The sequence below is a fragment of the Nostoc sp. UHCC 0251 genome, assembly GCF_034932245.1.
Classification (GTDB): Bacteria; Cyanobacteriota; Cyanobacteriia; order Cyanobacteriales; family Nostocaceae; genus Nostoc.
Genome location: NZ_JAYGHD010000328.1, coordinates 1 through 19,320 on the forward strand (window position 1 = coordinate 1; position 19,320 = coordinate 19,320).

Here is a 19,320-nt window from a genome sequence, read left to right on the forward strand (position 1 = left end):
AAACAAAGGCAATAGTGACTATGTTGCAATTTAAATGCCGATTAGCTTACTAACTACTAACCAAAAGCTACTCAATCAAGGAGACAATTCATGAACTTCAAAAAAATTCTGTTTTTACTGGTTACAGGGGTTAGTATTACCAGCTTGGGAATTGCTGGGTGTACACCGCAAGGCACAGACTTAGAAGCCGGGACACAACCTTCTACTTTGACGGGCCAGACCGAAACCGAAACACCATCTGCAACAACTCCCACAACTCAACCACAAGAACGCGCTGGCGATGTTCCTTATGTACCTACACCACAGCCAGTGGTAGATGCAATGTTGAAAGTGGCAAAAGTGGGTAAGAATGATGTGCTTTACGACCTTGGTAGCGGTGATGGGAGAATTGTCGTTACTGCGGCACAAAAGTTTGGTACACGCGGTGTCGGCATAGATATTAACCCTGAACGCATTCAAGAGGCTAATGAAAATGCCAAAAAGGCAGGAGTAACTGATCGCGTCAAGTTTGTCCAGCAAGATTTGTTCACCACTGATTTTAGTGAAGCAACAGTAGTTACACTTTACTTATTGCCAGAGGTTAACGCCAAACTTCGTCCGAAGATATTGAGTGAACTCAAACCTGGGACTCGCATTGTCTCCCACGCCTTCGATATGGGCGATTGGAAACCAGAGCAGACGCTAACTGTAGACGGCAAAACTATTTACTATTGGGTAGTTCCTGAAAATGTGCCAGCGAATTTGCGCTAGGGAATAATATCATTTTCAACAATCTTTGCTACAGCCGATTGATCTGTAGCAGAGATTTCGTCAAATACTATCAGAAATTCAAAATTAGGAAAGACCTATTTTTAATTTATGATTCCCCCCTTAGATGGATGACATTGCTAAATTTCAATTCTGAAAACAATAATCTAAAATTCAAAATAATTTAACTGAGTGCAAATTCAACCAAGGGCAGCTTAGGCAGAAAATATGATAGGGTTAAAAGGAAAGAATGCTTTAATTACAGGTGCAACTTCAGGTATTGGTCAGGCGATCGCTATCAAACTCGCTCAAGAAGGGTGCAATATCGCTATCAATTACCGCAAAAGCCCTGAAGGCGCGGTAGATACGGAAGAGATGGCATTGCAAAAAGCCTGCGGAAACATCGAAAATTGTGGTGTGAAGTCGCTACCGGTTCAGGGAGATGTCTCCCAAGAATCAGACATTGTTGAGATGGTCAACACCGTAGTAAAGGAATTTGGTAGTTTAGATATTCTAGTTAACAATGCTGGCATTCAAACAGAAAGTCCATCCCACGAAGTTACCACAGCAGACTTTGACCGGGTAATTGCAGTCAATCTCCGGGGTGCTTATCTCTGTGCCCGTGAAACTATTAAACACCTCCTGTCTCTTAAGTGTCCGGGGGTGATTATTAATATTTCCAGTGTTCACGAAATTATTCCGCGACCGATGTATATCAGTTATTCCATTAGCAAAGGCGGTATGGAAAACCTGACCAAAACCTTAGCATTGGAATATGCAAGCCAAGGTATTCGTGTCAACGCCGTTGCTCCCGGAGCAACAATCACTCCAATAAATCAAGCCTGGATAGATGACCCCGAAAAAAAGGCGATCGTGGAAAGTCACATTCCAATGGGGCGTGCTGGCTCCTCAGAGGAAATGGCAGCCGCAGTAGCTTTTTTAGCTTCGGATGAAGCCGCCTACATCACTGGACAAACCCTATTCGTAGATGGTGGATTGACTTTGTATGCTGACTTCCGAGAAAGCTGGTCAGCTTGAAATAAGGCTTGCGTACTTTCCACAATTGAGCCGATACATACCATTAGTGGAATTAAACGTCCATGACTAGCGCGATCGATAAGAACAGTCTGCTGGAAGCAGAAGCCTGGGAATTGTTAGAAAAGTCGGTAATCTATTACCAAGGAAGACCCATTGGGACTGTAGCTGCCCACGATCCTGAATTAGATGCACTCAATTATGACCAGTGCTTCCTCCGCGATTTTGTCCCTTCTGCCTTGGTGTTTCTCATGCATGGCAAAGCAGAGATTGTGCGTAACTTCTTAGTAGAAACACTGAAATTACAAAGTCATGACAAGCAGATGGACTGCTTTGAACCAGGATCGGGGTTAATGCCTGCTAGTTTCAAAGTACATTCTAATGGGAATGAGGAGTTTTTAGTCGCTGATTTTGGTGAGCAGGCGATCGCTCGCGTTCCCCCAGTTGATTCCTCTATGTGGTGGATTCTCCTGCTACGGGCTTATGAAAAAGCTACAGGCGATTTGTCACTAGCGCGTCAGCCAGATTTTCAAGTAGGAATCAAACTCATTTTGGATCTTTGCCTAGTACATCGGTTTTCCATGTATCCAACAATGTTAGTTCCCGATGGCGCGTTTATGATTGACCGTCGTATGGGAGTCTACGAACATCCTCTAGAAATTCAGGTGCTATTCTATGCGTCTCTTAGGGCATCTACTGAATTGCTTTTACCAGATGGGGATGGCGATAGCTACATTGGCAAAGTCAATAGGCGATTGGGAGCTTTGAAATATCATATCCGCAACTATTATTGGCTAGACCTGAAGCGATTGGGAGAAATCTATCGTTACAAAGGTAACGAATTTGGTACAGAAGTTGCGAATAAATTTAACATCCACTCAGAATCTATCCCCAGTTGGTTGACCGAGTGGTTACCTGGAACTGGAGGATATTTAGCCGGAAATCTGGGACCAGGACGGATGGATTTTCGCTTTTTTGCTCTGGGAAACCTGATGGCAATCTTAGCTTCTTTAGCTAGTGAAGGCGAATCTCAAAGCATCATGAATTTGTTTGCCCAACGCTGGCAAGACTTGATTGGCTATATGCCTGTTAAAATCTGCTTTCCAGCTTTGGAAGGTTTAGAGTGGAAAATTGTTACAGGATGTGACTCCAAAAATATCGCTTGGTCTTATCACAACGGTGGTAACTGGCCAGTTTTACTGTGGTTATTTACCGCTGCGGCCCAGAAAGCAGGTCGAACAGAACTTGCCCAAGCAGCTGTAGCCATTGCTGAAAAGCGTTTATTTAAGGATAAATTCCCGGAATACTACGATGGCAATAATGGTCGTTTAATTGGCAAAGAAGCCAGAATTTATCAAACTTGGAGCATTGCCGGCTTGCTAGCTGCTAAAAAGTTTGTGGAAAATCCAGATTACTTGGAATTAATCAGCTTTGGAGAGGGAGTTGAAGGCCCAGGCTGTAGCCTGTAGGTACAGATTGCCCCCCAAGGCGATGATTTAACCGTTGTACTCATAGAGGATACCTCTGCTAACTAGTACCGCAACTCTTGGAGATGCTACACCTAGCTTGCTTCTCCAAGGATTACGCAAAGGTAAATTTTAAAGCCTCAAATAGCAGATAACTGATACACTATATTGTAAGAGGTATCTGAAGTGTCATACTGAGTAGTATCACAAGATAGTCTTTGCATCATTAACACGTTTTAACGTGTATAAACCATGAAAACTACTTCAGATTTAATTTCAGAATTTGAACAACTATTCAGACAAAAATTACAACTAAATAATTGTAAGCTCAGAAAGAAAAGACAAGAGAATAATTATGAAATTATTACTCCAGCTAAAGACATTTTCTTGATGTATTGGTCTGAATTCCCAGAAGTTAACTTAATATATCAAGCTGTAGGGGTACGCACTCAGCAGACTAGTGTTTATGAAAGAGCTATCCGTTCCCACATTAGTTCTAGTCTGAGTAGTATCCAGGAAAATCCTCACTCGGAAACACCATTATTAGTACAATAACGAATACTTAGATAACACAGAAAATATTTACTAAAACTCTCGTCAGTTTTATTACAAAAACTGACGAGGTTTTCCATAGAAAATCTGTTGATCAAGAGATAAAAATGCAATCCGAAAAAAATCAAGATCAGCTAGATTATAAAGCCTTGTTAGCAAATGCAAAGCAAGCCTTAAAACTTGAATACCAAAAATCATCTGCTTTAGCGTCCCAACTACAAGCTATAAAAACTCAGTTAGAGCAAGTTCAAGCTGAAAACAAAACTTTGAGGGAAAGTGCTTATGAAGATGTAGTTAAGCACTTTGAGGCGCGGACTCAAGCAGCAGAAGCATTAGCACTAAAAACAGAAGTCCGCCAAAAATTCCTTGAAGCCAATGGTTGCAAGGATGATGAAAGCTTCGAGACTCTATGGGATAGTATTAAAAATAAGATTCAGATCCAAGATGGTGAAGTGAGAATCGTTGCTCCAAATGGCACTCCTAAATTCACTTTAACAGGCACCATAATGACTTTGAGGGATTTTATTCAATCCCTCAAACAAGACCCAATCTCTAAAAAGTTTTTCTCCAACTAAAGAGCCAAATTCATCAAAGTCTATCGCTAGAAGCTGATTAGAGATTGTCCAAGAAAGCTATTCATCTTCGTCTCCTGGCGGTCGTTCACTCTCGCTTTGTTGGGCATCCCACTCCAAAATAATGCGTTCCAACATCTCAGACTGCGTACAGTTATTAACATCGGCGTACATTTTAATCAACTTCCTCACTTCAGGACTAATGTGGCGAATTTCTAGTTGGTTACTTTGTACCATGTCCATTAACTTTTAGTGTCTATTACATTATGTTGAACTATTAAACTATGTCTGTTCCAATAAATTTTGTTAATGGCAATCGCTCACTGTCACCTGTTATGTAACTATTTAGTCTTAAAATAACTTAACCTGGCGGGACTGCTTCTTCAAAAGGACGGATAATCGCAGGGGCTGGTGTAACCTCTGGTTTAAAAATTCCCTGCAAGGCTTGTTCTAATGTTTGTGCCATGACAATCCGGTTTTCGTAAGCCACAACTACCCGCACCAAAGTCGGCAAACTATTCTGTGTGGCTTCTAGATAGATTGGCTCGACGTACAGCAGGGATTGCTCAATGGGAATTACTAATAGATTGCCCTGAATGGCTCTCGAACCCTGGCGATTCCACAGGGAAATTTGCTGAGAAATTGCTGGGTCTTGGTTAATCCGCGCCTCAATTTGCTCTGGACCGTAGACCAGTCTTTCTTTGGGAAAAGTATATAACAATAACTTACCGTAATTATCACCATCCGATCGCGCCGCTAACCAAGCGATTAAATTAGTTCGCTGCCGGGGAGTGTAGGGTAGAAGCAGGATGAACTCTTCAAAAGGTACGGTGGGTAGACTAGTAATCAAATAATACGGCTCTACCGGACGGGCTTCGCTGCCATAGATTTCATTAGGAATCTGCCACTGATCTTCCCGGTTGTAGAATACCTGGGGGTCGGTCATGTGGTAGGTCATCAACCGTTGAGATTGAATTTTGAAGAAGTCCACAGGATAGCGAATATGACTGCGGAGAGTAATCGGCATGGCACTGAGCGGTTTGAAGGTGTTGGGAAATATCCTTGACCAAGTGGCAATGATCGGATCGCTCTTATCGGCAATATAAAAATTAACGCTGCCGTTGTAGGCATCAATCACTACCTTGATCGAGTTACGAATGTAGTTGATACCATCGTTACTAGTGTCTGAGTAAGGATAGCGATCGCTCGTTGTGTAACCATCAACAATCCAGTAAAGATAACTGGGATTGCTTGGTAAATCTTGATTAGCATTAGCAGCTACTAAATAAGGGTCGCTGTCAAATTTGAGAAAAGGTGCGATCGCTTGAATCCGCTGCTTCACATTTCGCCGAAACAATACCTTTGTCTCAGGCAAAAAGTCCCGTGTGAATAACATTTGCCAATCCTTCAAATACATGGCAAAGAGCCAGCGTCGCCATGCTGAACCAATTTGAACACCACCCAGACCATCGTAAGAGTTGTAAACATTGTCACTACCACTGGGATAGTCTAGCTCTCTAACTCTTGTGCCAGTCATTACATAGGTATTGGCTATTTCACCATAATAAATTCGGGGTTGTCCAATGGGAATACTGTCACGAATGGCTTCACTGGAAGTTGTCAGGGCACTACTATCACCGCTAATATCTTTGACAAAATATTCTGGTAGCCCACCCGGCCCAACTGTATTAACTGGGCTAACAGTGAACCCAAAACCGTGGGTATAAATTAAATGGCGGTTAACCCATGTTTGAGCTTCCTGTGGTACTGCACTGTAGTTTAGTTCTCGTCCAGCAATTAGTACCTGCCGCCGTTCTGTTGATTCAGCTGCTTGCTGCTGCGGTTCTGGCGGTTTTTGGGGGGCTGATGGTCGGCGTGGAGTTATATCTGATAATAAAGTATACCGATCAATATCGGCATCGGGGAAGCGATAATACGGTCGGATTTGTTGCAGTTGACGGTTAGTTTGTAACAGTGGTCGCTGATCCCAAAGGCGAATATTCCGAATTGTCAAGTCATTATTTTGAATATCAGCTTCAGTTAGTGTTCCTTGGGGGTTGAAGGTTCTGGCATCGATTACCTCTAAATCGAATGCTTGGCGAGTCAAGGCAATAGTCCGCTGAATGTAGGGTTGCTCTCGTTGCAACTCATTAGGTTGGACAATTAAAGATTGCACCACAGCAGGTATAACAACATCAGCTGCTACAACTAGTACTAGATAAACCCCTAATCCGTAAAATACTAAACGACGATACTGAGATTTGGGTTTCCAGAAAAACGTTCGCCAAAGTAAGTAAGTTGCGATCGCTCCTGCCACGATGCACAAGAGGGTGTAAGCTGGCAACTGGGCTGTCACATCGGTATAGCTGGCACCATAACTTACTCCACGGGTAGAATACACCAGTTCATAGCGACTCAGCCAATAACTAAAAGCCACTACCAGCATCAACAAGCCACCCATACCGTATAAATGACGCTGCTGCTGGGGTGAAAAACCAGGGAAAATCCCCTGACTCAAACTGTCAGCCGATAAGAGATAAGTGAGAGTAACGGCGACAAAACCATACAAACATAATCCCATCAGCCAGAGTTCTAGCAGTTCCCAAAAGGGTAAGGAAAATACGTAAAAGCTGATATCTTGACCAAATAAAGGCTCAGTTCTGTTGAAAAGGGTGGGGTGGAAATATTGCAGCACCTTTGCCCAGTTTTGGAATAGGATCAACCCAAAAAGGGGACTGAAGAGAATTGCGATCGCAGTTAATAAAAATTGAGGATAAATTAAGATTGCGATCGCTATTCCCCCAATTAAGCCGAAATACCAGACTTGAGAGGAAATCTGCCTTAAGAGTTGCCAGATTGTCTCTGGCCGAAATAGGGCAAGAATGGGTTGACTAACTTTATTAACAGGAGGATGCCAGTAAGAAAGAGCAATTTGACCATAGTGAGCCAGCATTAACCCGATTAACAAGCTTAGTACGAAAGCTAGGGGTAATAACCAGCGCAATCTGAATGGTTTAAGGCGTTGCGATGTAAGTGTTTGGGTTTCGTTGCGTCTTGAATAATGAGGACTGAGAAAGTTTTTTAATTCACTACCCAGTTCTGCTTCCTCACGCCTAACTTCTTCAATCTTCAAAGACTGGGGATATTTTAGCCGTTGTGCGAGAGCCAGGTTTAGCAGTAGATAAGCAGCAGTTATCCCAGCCACCACTACCCACAAAACACCACGAGTTACCACCCTCAACAGAAATACTTGGAGATAGCCGACTTCCTGAAACCAAAAAATCTCTGCTCCCATACGGGAACCCAGATCCAGGAGCAGCCACAGCCCGAAGAATACAATTAATAGTCTAAAGCCCCATTTCCAATACATTTGATTCACCATCATTGATCCTTAGAACTCAATACAGTTCAGTTAAGGCTTGATCCTCTCTAACCCTCCTTAAAAAGGAGGAAACTAAGGGACTTCCAAATAAAAAAATATACAACTATTTATTGTGGGGTGGGCGACACGATAGCCCATAGTCAAAGGCGGGCAAGATGCCCACCCCACAAGATTGGATAATTTATTTCTTGGAAGTCCCTAAGCACCTTTTTAAGGGGGTTGGGGGGATCTTCCGAGGTCAAACATCACTAACTGAACTGTATTGCCTTAGAACTCGGATATTGCAGTTCAAAGCAGGAAGTTCCGAATTCCCAGCCTCAAACTTGCTGATTAGAAGTCTATTTTTTCTGTTCTACCGTCCTTACTTGCTACCTCCCTAAAAAGTTTTGGAAATTCCAGCTTGTTTCAAAACTCCGTTGGCGGTATGGCCTACTATCTTTGAGCAAGTCTAGTCTAGTACACTGTGCCGGAAGACTTGGGACTTGAGCCACTTATCTGGTTAATTGAGATAGTAGCTGGATTTACGCCGTTCTGTACTAATGTATAAATAGTGTATATCAACACAACATTCAGGATTTAATAATCCTACATAAGTAATGATTCGCTGTTGTGTTTTCACTAGTAGTCATTCACACTCCAGATAGCGGTTGAGAAACTATTTGCAACCTAAACTAGCAATTGACTCAAAAATTCTTGGAGAAATAGATATGCAAACCAAACAGCTCGGTAATTCGGAGCTTCACATTACCCCAATCGGCTTTGGAGCCTGGGCGATCGGTGGAAGTGGATGGGCTTTTGGTTGGGGAGCGCAGGATGACCAGGAATCGATTGAAGCGATCGCTCGCGCTCTCGATCTCGGCGTTAATTGGATTGACACCGCAGCTATCTATGGTCTGGGACATTCTGAGGAGGTTGTTGCTAAGGCGCTCAAAGGTCGATCTAGTCGCCCTTACATTTTCACTAAATGCTCAATGATTTGGGATGAAAAGGGCGAAATTGGTCGCAGCTTGAAGGCTGATTCTGTACGGCGGGAGGTTGAAGATAGTTTGCGCCGACTCGATATTGAAACCATTGATCTCTATCAAATCCACTGGCCTAATCCAGACTCAGATATCGAAGAAGGCTGGACGACTCTCGCCAAGCTCATAGATGAAGGGAAGGTTCGCTATATCGGAGTTTCAAATTTCAATGTCGAACAGTTGAAACGTATCCAAAAGATTGCCCCAGTTACCTCATTACAACCGCCTTATTCATTGGTTAAGCGCGATGTCGAAAACGAGATTTTGCCCTTCTGTAAAGAAAATAACATCGGTGTAATTGTGTATTCACCGATGCAATCTGGCTTACTTACAGGAAAGATGACACCTGAGAGGATTGCCAATTTACCAGATGATGATTGGCGCAAGAATAGCAGTGAATTTCAGGAGCCACGTTTATCTCGTAACCTGAAGCTGGTGGAGGTGTTGCAGCAAATTGGTAAGCAACACGATCGCTCTCCCGGTGAAGTAGCGATCGCTTGGACTTTGAACAATCCGGCGGTGACGGCTGCGATCGTTGGCGCACGCAATCCCAAGCAGGTGGAAGGAATCATCGCTGCTGGGGAATTTCGCCTCAATCAGCAGGAGCTAGATCAAATTGCTGCTTTTCTTGGTGAGAACCCATAAAAGAGGTTTTGCGTAAACTTTGAATAGTAGCGATCGCATGTTTTGCCACAATATCAATTTCCTCTTGGGTATTAAACCGTCCAATCCCAAACCGCACTGAGGCATAAGCTAGCTGTTGGGGGTTTCCCAGTGCTGTCAGGACATGGGAGGGTGCAGTACTTGCCGATGAGCAAGCAGAACCAGAAGAAATCGCCATTACTGGCTGTAATCCTAGCAAAAGTGCGGCTCCATCTACTCCCTCAACGCTGATATTCAAGTTTCCTGCCAATCGCTGTTGAGGGTGTCCATTGAGATGAATTCCTTCAAGTTGGGAAAGCTGTGACCACAAGCTTTGCCTTAACTGGGTGAGGCGTTGGTTTTCTGTTGCTTGTTCAGCCAAAGCGATTTCTACAGCTTTCCCAAAGCCGACAATTTGCGGTGTATACAATGTTCCAGACCGCATTCCCCGTTCATGTCCGCCACCGTGCTGCTGAGGAGCTAGTTGCACTCTAGGGTTGCGCCTGCGGACGTACAACGCCCCAATTCCTTTTGGGCCATATACTTTGTGTGCGGTTAGCGACATCAAATCAATTTTCATCGCTTGCACATCTAGGGGAATTTTACCAATAGCTTGGGCTGCATCGGTGTGGAAAATGATGTTGTAAGCATGGCATAGTTCCCCAATTTCTGCTAAAGGCTGTAAAACGCCAATTTCGTTATTTGCAGCCATTACCGACACCAAAATTGTCTCAGGACGGAAAGCTTTTTGTAACTCATTTAAATCAATCAATCCATCTTTTTGAACTGGGAGAATAGTAATTTCAAAACCGAGAGTTTTTAAATAATTACAAGGGTCAGTTACTGCATTATGTTCAGTGACAACAGTAATAATATGCTGACCTTTTTTAAAATAAGCTTCGGCAACACCTTTAATAGCTAAATTATTCGCTTCTGTTGCACCGCTGGTAAAAACAATTTCTTCAGGAGTAGCGTTAATTGCTGCTGCTAAAATCTCTCGCGTTTGTTTGACAGCAGCTTCTGCTTCCCAACCGTAAACATGACCAATACTAGATGGGTTGCCAAACTTTTCTGTGAAGTAGGGGAGCATTGCTGCTAGTACTCGTTCATCTACGGCTGTAGTAGCGTGGCAATCAAGGTATATAGGGCGAATAGACATAATTATTAACTCAAACTTTGACTCAAATTTTTTAATATGCTTAGAACTTGATACAGTTCACTTTTTCGTTTCAAAAGTGTAAATTGGTCAGATATGGCATACTTTGGCTGATTTTCTTTGGTGAGCTTCAGGAAAATAAAATCACTACCATTTGTTACTAATCCAAAAGTAGGTTTGTCTTGATTAGGATTAGCCAACATATAAACAAGTGCTTGAGGTACGGCTTCTAAAAGAGAAAAGCTAGACCTTTTAGATTCAATCACTAACAACCAGAATTGTTCTTGAATAACTAAAACATCAATTCTACCTCTAATGATTTCTCCTTCATCTTCCGCAGAAATTCTTATTGATTCCTCGCCTCTCATATAAAAAGGCTCATCATAGAATCCAGCTAAATTGAGTAAAGGAGATAAAACTACTAATTTCACCGTTTCTTCTGACAAAGGAGGACGCTTTACTAAACGGAGAAAATGAAGTTTTATTTTGTCTAAATCTTGCTTGTCTAAATCTGTAATTTCCGGTAAATTTTCAAACCATTCTGTGAAGAATGCCTCATCTTCAGCTAGCTGTAGACTAAATTTTTCCTCCAAATAGGCAAGCCCGACATTTTGTGCTTGGATAAATTGAACCATAGTTTATGCAACTCTATATACTATCTAAACAAAACCTAGTTCTGTTTGGCATAACCCTAACAATTCCTGTGCTGAGTAGACTCTTTGACTTGAATTATAGACAACACAAGACCATTTTTCGGCAAACTGACACGCAAACTCTAGGGCTAATTGCTCACTTCCTGAAGTTTTGCTGACATCAAGTAGAATGTGAGTCTGAGGTTTAGCTCTAAGCTTCTGGGTTATGAGTTCAATTTCATCAGGATTAAAATTTTTTAATTCAGTATTATCTAAAACAATCCAAACATGAGTATTGTTTCTAGAAATACGCCCATCATATACATTATCTGGATGTAGTAATACTCCAGAATATTGCAGAAAACTCAAAAATTCTCCCGGTTTAATCTCAGCACTAGAAATTAAAGAAATGGGTTCTGGCATCACTTATGCTCCTAGTATGGATAATAATTCTAATAATTCATCTTGACTGCAAACTACATCACTGCCTGTAGCGATGATATCTTGAGCCGGAGTAAATTTATAATTGGGTGCATAAAGAATAACAGGCTTGTTCAAGGGATTCAAATCAGAGTTTGATATCAACTTTTGAACTTGCTTCAACTTTCGAGCAGTTTGGGTTGTTACTTCGATGATAGCGTTACTGGTTTCCACATCGATTTCACCGACTTCGCCATTTAGACCCACTGTTTTATTAAAACTAACTAAATCAAACCCTGCCTGGATGATAGCATTAGCAACTTTGCCTTCCAGAACTTTTTGAGGATTGACTGAGTTCAGTGCATCGGCGATCGCTTGCTCAAATAAGCTGCTCACATCCTGCTTTCTTGCTATCAATATGATTCACGTAGCATTGCTGTAACTATACCTGCATTCAGTTGCGTTATATGGCTGCTAATTCCCGTAATTTAGTTAAAACTGCCAGAGCATGACCTTTAGTTTTCACATTCGGCCAAGCATAGACAATTATTTTATCAGGTGAAATTAAAAAAGTTGAGCGAACAACACCCATATATTCTTTGCCCATAAATTTTTTTAAGCGCCAAGCGCCGTAAGCTTCTGTCAAAATATGTTCTGGGTCACTCAAGAGGGTAATTGACAAGTTATGTTTGCTGATAAATTTACAATGGGATTTACCCAAATCTGGACTCACGCCTAAGATTTTCGCTCCCAGTGCGCTGAAATCTTGATACAACTCGGTGAAATCTTTCGCTTCGGTGGTACAACCAGGTGTGTCATCTTTGGGATAGAAGTAGAGGACAACCCACTGACTGCTGAGATCGTCGAGAGAGACTGAATTGCCATTTTGGTCAGGAGTGGAGAAATCTGGCGCTGGTTGTCCGACTTGGGGAATATTGCTCATGATAGAAGTGTGAGAGATTGCGATCGCTTTAGAATTTTACATAAGTGAGCTATCACACGTAACAATTTAGTTACGAATAGTATTAGTTTTAGTTTAACAATAGCAAAACCCAAACAATTAGAAGCAATTTTTACTTACAAGCTACTACTTAATTGAGAAGGTACCAACACTTGCTTCAAATACTGGTAAACGTACTTCAAATTCATTGGCACTAGTAGAAAAGATTACAGCCCTAATACTGTTTCTGTCTTTAATTAAATAGTATATTTGTTTAGCATCCCGAAGCCGTATTTCCGTGATTATTTTTCCTATTTCATAGCCTTCAATAGATCCTGTCTTTACATTTATCACCCGAATATCAGAAGGAAACTTATTGAGTGTCTCTTGTAAATAAGTTTCTAAATTCATCTTGATAGGTATTTTTTCATAAGAGACAATTACACTAGTTGGGAAGCTTGATTCACCCTTGTACGAGTCAAAAGCCAAGATAGAAAAGGCTGAAGGGTTTAGTTTCAGCATTTGAGCAGACCCTTCCCAGCTTGAACCAAGGCTTTCTATTTTTCTAATCATTGCATCTATATTTTGATTGGGATCGCCACCTTCCCAACTTGGAGGCAACCACAATTCTGCACCACCACCCTCAAACTTATTCCAACCAGATGGAACACCTGAAGATATATTTTCCTGGGGGATAGAAGGTTGTTGACTCGTTGAATCAGTACTTGCTTGTAGCTCAGTTGGTGTTGAAGTTACCACTGGCTGACTTGGATGAGAATCAAATAACTTATAAATTCCCCGACTACCGAATTTAATTAAAAAAAGTATAGCAAAAGCAATTATTCCGCCTGTGAATTGAGCAGTCTGGCTAGAGAATATATTTGTTTGAGTTTTTGAAGATTTAATTTGAGTAGTCGCTAACGTTTTAACTGGCCTACTGTATTTAGGCTTTTCTATTTCGGTAGGTGGTAATTGTGATGCTGAAGAAGGGGAATATGACTGTACAGTTGAATTAAGTTCTGATAGACACCTAAAAATCATTTGGGCATTTTGAGGACGCTTGCCAGGAAATGCTTCCATCAGGTAATCAATCAAACCAGCTACCTGCTTAGATATTTGTGAGGCACTGTCTCGCCACATTAACTTACCAGTTCGCGGGTCTTCAGAAAATTGATCTGGAGATTTGCCAGTAAGTAAATAAACAAATGTGCGACCGAGGGCGAAAAAATCTGATTGTGGTACGGCTTTACCATTGGCTTGTTCTAGTGGTGTATAACCAGGTGAAAAAATCCCTGTTATATTCTGGCCTGCTGCTTTTTGATGATAGGTTGATGTAACTTCTCTTGCTGTACCAAAGTCTATCAAAGCCAGATGTCCATCGGCTTTGAGCATAATATTTGGTGGCTTGATATCTCGATGAAAAAAGTTCTGCTGATGCACTTCATGTAAAATATTTGCCAACTGAGTTAGCCATAAAAGTGCTAACTTTTCATCAATGGGGCGATTACTTCGTTGTTCCATATATTGATACAAGTCCAACCCCTCGATTTTCTCCATTACCAAGCAATGCAGTGGCGCTTGGCTATTTTTGGGAGAGAACGTAAAGTACCCATCTCCCTTTGGAATCCCTGGATGATTCAGATGGCTTAAGACTTGTGCCTCTTGCTGAAACAGTGATACTGCCTTGGCATCATTCAGCATCAGAACTTTTAAGACTTTGAGGGTGTTAGCGTGGTTGACTTCAAATGTCTTGGCAAAACCACCAGCACCTAATTGGCGAGTCACTCGATACCGCCCTTCCAAAAGCAATTCTGAGCCACAAGCTTCACAAAACAGTATATTTTCAGAATTTTGGGGTCTTGAGCAGTGGGGATTAATGCAGAAGGTCATGGTGTTTTTTGCAACACAGTTTGCCCTGACAGTCTAGCCTTACTGCGATATTCACGTCACCAGTAAAAATTAGGACAATAAGCTATGCCTGCGCCAATCCCTGCGGTTTACGCTTGTATTTATCCGCCATAATAATGACTTAACCTACAGATATTTTTGTTTATTTATTCTCATCCTTCAAAGTCACATGTCTAAAGATATGCAACGCGAATTTACCAACCGCGATGAGTTGGTAGCCTACCTGCGTGAACAATTCCCAGATGCGGCACAACGCGATCACCACATCAGTGAAACGGTAGGAGGACGCAAAGCTGCACACAAAGCGCTGCAAAAAATCGATGCAGTCAGCTACGCGCAAACACGTAATTTTTTTGCAGGTGCAGTCACGCGACTTTCGCCTTACATCCGCTATGGCGTTTTGAGTTTGCGAGAAATTCGAGATTACATCCTTGAACAAGTACAGCAACAAAACGATGCTACAAAATTAATTAACGAGTTAGGTTGGCGCGACTACTGGCAACGGTTGTATGTCAAGTTAGGAGATGGAATCTGGAAAGACCAGGAAGAGTACAAAACTGGTTACACTGTGGCTGAATATGCACCCGAATTGCCGCAAGATATCAGACAAGGAACCACAGGTAGAGTTTGCATCGACAGTTTTAGCCTTGACTTGAAAGAAACTGGCTATCTACATAACCACGCCCGAATGTGGCTAGCGGCTTACATTGTCCATTGGCTGCGTATTCGTTGGCAAGCAGGAGCTAAATGGTTTCTAGAACACCTTTTAGATGGAGATCCTGCTAGTAATAATATGTCATGGCAGTGGGTTGCCAGCACCTTTAGTCAGAAACCATATTTTTTCAACCGTGAAAATTTAGAACGCTACACCAAAGGCATTTATTGCCAAAAATGTCCGCTTTACGGTCATTGTGATTTTGAAGGCAGTTATGAAGAATTAGAACAGCGACTTTTTCCCAAAGGGGAATTTAGCAAACAAGCCAATAGCCAAAGTTGGCAGCGTGGAAAGAAGAAGCAGGGGAGCAGGGAGAGTAGGGGAGGACAAGGGGGACAAGGAAAGGAATAATAACTAATGACAAATGACAAATGACAAATGACTAAACCAATTGTTTGGATACATGGAGATTGCCTCAGTCCATACAACCCTGTACTACAAAAATATCCCGGTGCGCCAGCTATCTGGGTTTGGGACGAGGCTTTGATAGAGGAATGGCAACTAAGTCTCAAACGCATCGCTTTTATCTACGAATGCTTGTTGGAGTTACCCGTTGTTATCCGTCGTGGCGATGTGGGACAAGAAATTTTAGCTTTTGCTCAAGAAAATGATGCGAATTTAGTCGTCACAGCCAACAGTCCCAATCCCCGATTTGGTGATATCTGCAATCAAATAGAGGGTTCTATAGGAGTGGAAGTGCTAGAAGTAGAACCATTTTTTGAGTATGACGGCTATATTGACCTGAAGCGATTCTCGCGCTATTGGAAAGTGGCTCAAAATTATGTTTTTGAATCAGGCAAGAACTTCTAACGATAAACTTTTAGAGCATATTTATTAAGGCGGGAGCAGTCTAAACGCCAACAGCCGAATTTAGAATTGTGAATTTAAGTATGATTCGCTTGTATACATCGTATACATAAAGCTAGAATGACTGATAAAAGGAGAGTTTTTGATGTCTCAAAGCGAAGTTGTGACCGTTAGATTAACGCCAGAGATTAAGGCGAAGTTGGATGCTCTTGCTAAAAGTACACGGCGTAGTAAGTCTTGGTTGGCGGCAGAGGCGATCGCTTTGTACGTGGAAGAGTCAAGCTGGCAAATCCAGATGATTGAAGAAGCGGTGAAAATTGCTGATAGCCCACAAGCTCAATGGATTGAAGGCTCGGACGTGTCAGCTTGGCTCGACACTTGGGGAATGGAGAATGAAAAGCCATCTCCATGCGTTTAGTTTTTCTTGAGCTTGCTGTTTCCGACCTAGCAAGCATCCGGGACTACATTGCTGATGCTAGCCCATCAGCTGCTCGTGAAGTGGCCACACGTCTACAGCAAATTATCAAAAAGTTGCTGGTGATGCCGAACCTTGGGAAACCAGGGCGGGTTTTTGGTACTAGGGAATTAGTGACACCGCAAATTGGCAAGACTGTCTATGTAGTAGTGTACAGAGTTCAGGATACGCGTCTGGAAATTCTGCGGGTTCTGCCTGGAATGCGGAACATTGATCGTATTCTTGACGAATCGGGTATAGACGAGGAGTGAGATGGCACAGATGAAAAACATGGAGTTTTTACCGCTACTATGCCCAATGTCCCAAGCCACGGGGGGAACAACCTCGTCCACCTAACTGTTGGGAATTGAGTTTCCCGTCGCTTTCGATGAACTACGGGCTACCTCTGTCAGCGTGGATAAGGTTGATTCAAAATATGAAGCATTAAATTTTCTGACTGTCTTCTCGTGCTAAATTACTAAAGCTTGGAGTTGGGAAACTCCGGTGAAATTCCGGGACTGTGCCGCAGCTGTGATGGGATCGCCCAAGTCAGAATGCCAACTCTCAAGATGTCAGAGAAGACACACTCACCTTATACTCCCTGCGTTGCACGGGGAAGGAGTTCCAAGTTTGCTTTCAGGATTTGCCACTTGTCCTGGCTTGTTTTATGCTACACCCGCCGCCGATGGTATATTATCTCGCATTAGAATACCAGGTGGAATTATTAGTAGTCAGCAGTGCCGTGCGATCGCAGATATAGCAGAACAGCACGGTGGCGGCTATGTAGATGTGACTAATCGAGCTAATCTACAAGTCCGCGAAATCCGCACGGGGATAAATGCTGAAGTTCTGAAACACCTACAGGATATAGGATTGGGTTCTCGCAATCCTGTTGTAGACCACATCCGTAATATTATGACCAGCCCAACTGCTGGTATCGACCCGCTAGAATTAATCGACACCCGTCCTTTTGTCCAAAGTTGGGATGATTATATTGCTGCACATCCAGCGCTTTCGGGACTGTCGGCAAAATTTAGCGTTTGCTTTGATGGTGGTGGAATAATTCGGGTGTGCGATCGCTTGAATGATATCCTATTTGCTGCTGTCTTAGTTGACGGTAATGTTTATTTCCGCCTCTATCTCAGTGTCGGCGCAAAGGGGCAACCGTCTAGCGATATGGGAATTTTGTTACCACCAGAGCAATGTTTGCCCGTCTTGGCAGCTTTGGCAGAGGTCTATCTAGCTCATAGTAATACTACAAGTAAGCGTCGGCTACGGTTCTTAGAGTTATTGAATACTTTAGGTTGTGAAAATTATCTCCAGGAAGTTCAGCAGCGTCTACCTTTTTCTCTTTTATGCAGTGACCTAACCCCCCAACCCCCTTCCCTACTAGGGAAGGGGGAGGAATTCTCCCCTCTCCTTGTAGGAGAGGGGTTGGGGGAGAGGTTAGATGCGAAGTATCAACATATTGGCATCCATCCCCAACGTCAGAAAGGCTTATTTTACATTGGTGTCGTCTTACCCATTGGACGATTGGAGAGTAAGCAAATACGGGGTTTAGCAGATTTAGCAACGAAACACGGTAGCGGCACTCTTCGGTTAACCCCCTGGCAAAATTTGCTGATAACAGATATTCCTCAGCAATGGGTTGCTGATGTCCAAACTGAAATTGCTTTCTTAGGATTAGATTCCTCAGCAACCAACATCAAGAGTGCATTAGTTGCCTGTTCTGGAAAAAAGGGTTGCGCCGCTTCTGCCACGGATACCAAAAGTCATGCATTAGCATTAGCAGAGTATCTTGAAACTCGCCTCACTCTGGATTGCCCAGTTAATATCCACTTCAGCGGCTGCGAAAAATCCTGCGCCCAGCATACCAAAAGTGATATTACTCTGCTCGGTGTCAGCATTGATGTTGACAATGAAACTGTTGAGGGCTATCACATTTATGTTGGTGACAGCAAGCAGAAATTCGGACGTGAAATATATCAATATGTAACTTTTGCCGAACTACCTGCATTAATAGAGCGGATGCTATATGTATATAAAATTGAACGCCTAAATTCTGATGAGTCTTTTGGGAAATTTGCTAATCGATATGCGATCGCCCAATTACAGCAGTTATTTAATAATATTCCTAAATCATTTGTAAATAACAAGGTTCCCAACTTTCTAGAGAAGTCGGCAATCTAAGCCTTTCGATTTTATTTGTCAATCCAAAATCCAAAATCTAAAATCCCAAATCGAATGCCCGACTACATCCGAGATGCCAACGAAATTTACCGCAATTCTTTTGCAATCATCCGGTCAGAAGCGAACCTAGATGTGTTGCCACCCGATGTAGCAAAAGTGGCTGTGCGTCTCATTCATGCCTGTGGAATGACGGATATTGTTACTGACTTGGGATATTCACCAACAGCAGTGCAATCCGCAAGGGCAGCACTAGCAGCAGGAGCTACAATTCTGTGTGATTGCCGGATGGTTGCTGATGGCGTTACCAGGCGGCGGTTGTCTGCCAATAATCAAGTTATCTGTACCCTCAACGAGCCGGAAGTGCCAGAACTTGTCCAGCGTCTGGGTACTACTAGGTCGGCGGCAGCTTTAGAATTATGGCGATCGCACCTCGAAGGATCGGTGATCGCAATCGGTAATGCGCCCACAGCACTATTCCGGCTATTAGAAATGCTCGATGAAGGAGTGCCGAAACCTGCTATTATCTTAGGCTTTCCAGTGGGGTTTGTCGGTGCAGCCGAATCGAAAGCCGCATTGGCAGCAGATAGCAGAAATGTGCCATTTTTAACCTTACATGGTCGGCGCGGTGGAAGTGCGATCGCAGCCGCAGCAGTTAACGCCCTGGCAACGGAGGAAGAATGAAT

Annotated in this window: 20 protein-coding genes and 1 riboswitch; of the genes, 12 read left to right on the forward strand and 8 right to left on the reverse strand. The window is 42.7% G+C overall.

Going from position 1 to position 19,320, the window contains the following annotated elements; all coding sequences use genetic code 11:
* Nucleotides 1–90 precede the first annotated feature (90 nt).
* From VB740_RS27120 to VB740_RS27140, 5 genes are all read left to right on the forward strand, one after another.
* Nucleotides 91–750 (forward strand): class I SAM-dependent methyltransferase, encoded by a 660-nt coding sequence (locus VB740_RS27120; RefSeq protein ID WP_323202955.1) that lies wholly within the window; start codon nt 91–93, stop codon nt 748–750.
* A gap of 225 nt (nt 751–975) precedes the next feature.
* Nucleotides 976–1,785 (forward strand): glucose 1-dehydrogenase, encoded by an 810-nt coding sequence (locus VB740_RS27125; protein ID WP_323202956.1) that lies wholly within the window; start codon nt 976–978, stop codon nt 1,783–1,785.
* Nucleotides 1,786–1,847: 62 nt separating this feature from the next.
* Entirely contained in the window at nt 1,848–3,251 is a 1,404-nt protein-coding gene (locus VB740_RS27130) for a glycoside hydrolase 100 family protein (protein ID WP_323202957.1), read from the forward strand.
* Nucleotides 3,252–3,500: 249 nt separating this feature from the next.
* Complete coding sequence (locus VB740_RS27135; protein ID WP_323202958.1) at nt 3,501–3,803, forward strand: hypothetical protein; 303 nt, start codon at nt 3,501–3,503, stop codon at nt 3,801–3,803.
* 104 nt (nt 3,804–3,907) lie between these two features.
* Nucleotides 3,908–4,375, forward strand: coding sequence for a hypothetical protein (locus VB740_RS27140; protein WP_323202959.1), 468 nt, complete (start codon nt 3,908–3,910; stop codon nt 4,373–4,375).
* A 57-nt stretch (nt 4,376–4,432) separates the two neighbouring features.
* On the opposite strand, the gene VB740_RS27145 is transcribed toward VB740_RS27140, so the two are convergent.
* Both VB740_RS27145 and VB740_RS27150 read right to left on the reverse strand, forming a co-directional pair.
* Entirely contained in the window at nt 4,433–4,615 is a 183-nt protein-coding gene (locus VB740_RS27145; RefSeq protein ID WP_323202960.1) for a hypothetical protein, read from the reverse strand.
* Between the two features lie 118 nt (nt 4,616–4,733).
* A complete protein-coding gene (locus VB740_RS27150) occupies nt 4,734–7,742 on the reverse strand; it encodes a UPF0182 family protein (protein ID WP_323202991.1) in 3,009 nt (1,002 codons plus the stop codon).
* 719 nt (nt 7,743–8,461) lie between these two features.
* On the opposite strand from VB740_RS27150, the gene VB740_RS27155 reads away from it, so the two are divergent.
* Entirely contained in the window at nt 8,462–9,418 is a 957-nt protein-coding gene (locus tag VB740_RS27155; protein ID WP_323202961.1) for an aldo/keto reductase, read from the forward strand.
* Here VB740_RS27155 and VB740_RS27160 read toward each other — a convergent pair.
* The 6 genes from VB740_RS27160 to VB740_RS27185 form a co-directional block, all read right to left on the reverse strand.
* Complete coding sequence (locus VB740_RS27160) at nt 9,366–10,574, reverse strand: IscS subfamily cysteine desulfurase (protein ID WP_323202962.1); 1,209 nt, start codon at nt 10,572–10,574, stop codon at nt 9,366–9,368. The two genes, VB740_RS27155 and VB740_RS27160, sit on opposite strands and share 53 nt — an antisense overlap.
* A gap of 5 nt (nt 10,575–10,579) precedes the next feature.
* Nucleotides 10,580–11,206, reverse strand: a complete 627-nt coding sequence (locus VB740_RS27165) for a restriction endonuclease subunit R (RefSeq protein WP_323202963.1) — start codon at nt 11,204–11,206, stop codon at nt 10,580–10,582.
* A 24-nt stretch (nt 11,207–11,230) separates the two neighbouring features.
* The gene (locus VB740_RS27170; RefSeq protein ID WP_323202964.1) at nt 11,231–11,626 is read right to left on the reverse strand and encodes a hypothetical protein; all 396 of its coding nucleotides are present in this window, start codon (nt 11,624–11,626) and stop codon (nt 11,231–11,233) included.
* A gap of 3 nt (nt 11,627–11,629) precedes the next feature.
* Nucleotides 11,630–12,019, reverse strand: coding sequence for a hypothetical protein (locus VB740_RS27175; RefSeq protein WP_323202965.1), 390 nt, complete (start codon nt 12,017–12,019; stop codon nt 11,630–11,632).
* A gap of 67 nt (nt 12,020–12,086) precedes the next feature.
* Nucleotides 12,087–12,566 (reverse strand): thioredoxin-dependent thiol peroxidase, encoded by a 480-nt coding sequence (gene bcp / locus VB740_RS27180; protein ID WP_323202966.1) that lies wholly within the window; start codon nt 12,564–12,566, stop codon nt 12,087–12,089.
* A gap of 144 nt (nt 12,567–12,710) precedes the next feature.
* The gene (locus tag VB740_RS27185) at nt 12,711–14,453 is read right to left on the reverse strand and encodes a serine/threonine-protein kinase (RefSeq protein WP_323202967.1); all 1,743 of its coding nucleotides are present in this window, start codon (nt 14,451–14,453) and stop codon (nt 12,711–12,713) included.
* A 187-nt stretch (nt 14,454–14,640) separates the two neighbouring features.
* On the opposite strand from VB740_RS27185, the gene VB740_RS27190 reads away from it, so the two are divergent.
* From VB740_RS27190 to VB740_RS27215, 6 genes are all read left to right on the forward strand, one after another.
* Nucleotides 14,641–15,537, forward strand: coding sequence for an FAD-binding domain-containing protein (locus VB740_RS27190; protein ID WP_323202968.1), 897 nt, complete (start codon nt 14,641–14,643; stop codon nt 15,535–15,537).
* A 27-nt stretch (nt 15,538–15,564) separates the two neighbouring features.
* Nucleotides 15,565–15,996, forward strand: coding sequence for a hypothetical protein (locus VB740_RS27195; protein ID WP_323202969.1), 432 nt, complete (start codon nt 15,565–15,567; stop codon nt 15,994–15,996).
* 142 nt (nt 15,997–16,138) lie between these two features.
* Nucleotides 16,139–16,411, forward strand: coding sequence for a CopG family ribbon-helix-helix protein (locus tag VB740_RS27200; protein ID WP_323202970.1), 273 nt, complete (start codon nt 16,139–16,141; stop codon nt 16,409–16,411).
* Nucleotides 16,402–16,719, forward strand: coding sequence for a type II toxin-antitoxin system RelE/ParE family toxin (locus VB740_RS27205; protein WP_323202971.1), 318 nt, complete (start codon nt 16,402–16,404; stop codon nt 16,717–16,719). The genes VB740_RS27200 and VB740_RS27205 overlap by 10 nt, the downstream gene beginning before the upstream one ends.
* Nucleotides 16,720–16,887: 168 nt before the next feature.
* Nucleotides 16,888–17,028: riboswitch (cobalamin riboswitch) on the forward strand.
* A gap of 49 nt (nt 17,029–17,077) precedes the next feature.
* Nucleotides 17,078–18,637, forward strand: a complete 1,560-nt coding sequence (cobG, locus tag VB740_RS27210) for a precorrin-3B synthase (protein ID WP_323202972.1) — start codon at nt 17,078–17,080, stop codon at nt 18,635–18,637.
* Between the two features lie 54 nt (nt 18,638–18,691).
* On the forward strand, nt 18,692–19,318 hold the full coding sequence (locus VB740_RS27215) for a precorrin-8X methylmutase (RefSeq protein WP_323202973.1): 627 nt from the start codon (nt 18,692–18,694) through the stop codon (nt 19,316–19,318).
* Nucleotides 19,319–19,320: the final 2 nt, after the last annotated feature.

Bases quoted from the DNA above. Each gene is read 5' to 3' on its own strand.
- VB740_RS27120 (WP_323202955.1), top strand. From the start codon at position 91: ATGAACTTCAAAAAAATTCTGTTTTTACTGGTTACAGGGGTTAGTATT.
- VB740_RS27140 (WP_323202959.1), top strand. From the start codon at position 3,908: ATGCAATCCGAAAAAAATCAAGATCAGCTAGATTATAAAGCCTTGTTA.
- VB740_RS27170 (WP_323202964.1), bottom strand. From the start codon at position 11,626: ATGCCAGAACCCATTTCTTTAATTTCTAGTGCTGAGATTAAACCGGGA.
- VB740_RS27130 (WP_323202957.1), top strand. From the start codon at position 1,848: ATGACTAGCGCGATCGATAAGAACAGTCTGCTGGAAGCAGAAGCCTGG.
- VB740_RS27155 (WP_323202961.1), top strand. From the start codon at position 8,462: ATGCAAACCAAACAGCTCGGTAATTCGGAGCTTCACATTACCCCAATC.
- VB740_RS27205 (WP_323202971.1), top strand. From the start codon at position 16,402: ATGCGTTTAGTTTTTCTTGAGCTTGCTGTTTCCGACCTAGCAAGCATC.
- VB740_RS27200 (WP_323202970.1), top strand. From the start codon at position 16,139: ATGTCTCAAAGCGAAGTTGTGACCGTTAGATTAACGCCAGAGATTAAG.
- VB740_RS27165 (WP_323202963.1), bottom strand. From the start codon at position 11,206: ATGGTTCAATTTATCCAAGCACAAAATGTCGGGCTTGCCTATTTGGAG.
- VB740_RS27185 (WP_323202967.1), bottom strand. From the start codon at position 14,453: ATGACCTTCTGCATTAATCCCCACTGCTCAAGACCCCAAAATTCTGAA.
- bcp (WP_323202966.1), bottom strand. From the start codon at position 12,566: ATGAGCAATATTCCCCAAGTCGGACAACCAGCGCCAGATTTCTCCACT.
- VB740_RS27135 (WP_323202958.1), top strand. From the start codon at position 3,501: ATGAAAACTACTTCAGATTTAATTTCAGAATTTGAACAACTATTCAGA.
- VB740_RS27195 (WP_323202969.1), top strand. From the start codon at position 15,565: ATGACTAAACCAATTGTTTGGATACATGGAGATTGCCTCAGTCCATAC.
- VB740_RS27125 (WP_323202956.1), top strand. From the start codon at position 976: ATGATAGGGTTAAAAGGAAAGAATGCTTTAATTACAGGTGCAACTTCA.
- VB740_RS27145 (WP_323202960.1), bottom strand. From the start codon at position 4,615: ATGGACATGGTACAAAGTAACCAACTAGAAATTCGCCACATTAGTCCT.
- VB740_RS27215 (WP_323202973.1), top strand. From the start codon at position 18,692: ATGCCCGACTACATCCGAGATGCCAACGAAATTTACCGCAATTCTTTT.
- VB740_RS27190 (WP_323202968.1), top strand. From the start codon at position 14,641: ATGTCTAAAGATATGCAACGCGAATTTACCAACCGCGATGAGTTGGTA.
- VB740_RS27160 (WP_323202962.1), bottom strand. From the start codon at position 10,574: ATGTCTATTCGCCCTATATACCTTGATTGCCACGCTACTACAGCCGTA.
- VB740_RS27150 (WP_323202991.1), bottom strand. From the start codon at position 7,742: ATGTATTGGAAATGGGGCTTTAGACTATTAATTGTATTCTTCGGGCTG.